The sequence below is a fragment of the Pseudomonas syringae genome (genome assembly GCF_021605415.1).
Lineage (GTDB): Bacteria > Pseudomonadota > Gammaproteobacteria > Pseudomonadales > Pseudomonadaceae > Aquipseudomonas > Aquipseudomonas syringae_S.
This window is the reverse complement of sequence record NZ_WKEQ01000083.1, coordinates 1-1,553: the sequence shown is the minus strand read 5'-3', so window position 1 is coordinate 1,553 and position 1,553 is coordinate 1. Positions and strand designations below refer to the sequence as shown.

Below are 1,553 nucleotides of genomic sequence, written 5' to 3'. Positions count from 1 at the left end.
TTTGCCTTCACCCGACTGTATCGAAGCAGCGCGGCCGAGATTGATGCAGGGCTTGGTTTCGGCTGGAGCCATTCGCTGGCCCATCGTCTGGACATCGACGGTGACGAGGTTGTCTGGATCGACCATGAAAACCGCCAGACGCGGTTTCCGCTGCCAGGCATCGAGCGACCGGCCATCCATAACAGCCTGTCGCGAGCAACGATTTTTCTCGGTGAAGAGCCGGAAGAACTGATCGTTGCGCTGGCCGGTGAGACGTCGCGGTTTTATCACTTTCGTGTCGGGCGACTCAGCTCCATCAGCGATGCATACGGCAACCGGTTACGCATTGACCGTGACCGTCAGGATCGCATTCAACGGCTGGATAACGGCGCCGGTCGGGCATTGCTGCTGAGCTATGACCGACGACATTTGTCGGCCGTTGAATATCAAGTCTTTCAAGAAGGTGCCTGGCGCACCGAACAAACGCTGGTCAGCTACCGCTACGACGCACTGCATCGCCTTGTCGAAGCCACCAACGCCGCCGGGGAAAGCGAGCGTTACGACTACGACGACCAGCACGTCATCCTGCAACGCCAGCTCAGCGGTGGGGCAAGTTTCTACTGGGCGTGGGAAAGATCCGGCAAGGCTGCGCGATGTGTCCGTCACTGGGCCTCGTTCTCGCAGATGGACACGCGCTACGAATGGGACGATGCCGGCAGCGTCACGGTGCACTACGTCGACGGCACCGAAGAGACTTACGTTCACGACGATCACGCTCGGTTGGTGCGCAAGGTCGAACCCGACGGTGGCGAACAGCTCAACACCTATGACGCGCAAGGACGGCTGATCGCCGAGCAGGACGCTCTCGGCGCGGTCACCGAATACCGCTACGACGATGCCGGACGCTTGCTGGCGCTGATTCCGCCCGATGACGCGCCAACGTTCTACGAATACCGCAACGGTTTCCTGCACGCCCGCTCACGGGGCGAGGCCGTTTGGACGTACCGGCGCAATACTCAGGGCGATGTGACGGAAGCCGTCGACCCGGACGGTCAGGTCACTCACTACCACTACGATCCGCGTGGGCAGATCCTTTCGATCCGCTACCCGGACACCAGTCGCCACGTCTTCGTCTGGAATGGCTTGGGGCAACTGGTTGAGGAAACCTTGCCCGACGGCGGTGTGCGGCGTTTTTCCTACGACGCGCTCGGACGGCGGACGACTGCTCAGGACGAACATGGCGCTATTACCCGTCAGCAATGGGATGCCGTCGGCCGATTGCTGCAGACGACGCAGCCGAACGGCGCCACTCGCGCCTACCGCTACAACGCCTATGGCCAGGTCACCGCCGAACAGGACGAACTCGGCCGCATCACCCGTTACGAATATGACGACGATCTGCACCTGGTCAGCCGACGGATCAATCCTGACGGCACGCAACTCAAGTACCGCTACGACCACGCGCAACTGCTGCTGACGGAAATCGAGAACGAGTCCGGCGAGAAATACCTGCTGGACTACACCGCTCGCGGACTGATCCGACAGGAAACGGGGTTCGATGGCCGGCGCACGGC

Annotated in this window: 1 protein-coding gene; it reads left to right on the top strand. The window is 61.4% G+C overall.

Annotated elements, in window-relative coordinates; translation table 11 throughout:
- Positions 1-1,553: DUF6531 domain-containing protein (locus GIW69_RS26065; RefSeq protein ID WP_496570963.1), on the top strand; the 1,553-nt coding region annotated here is incomplete at both ends.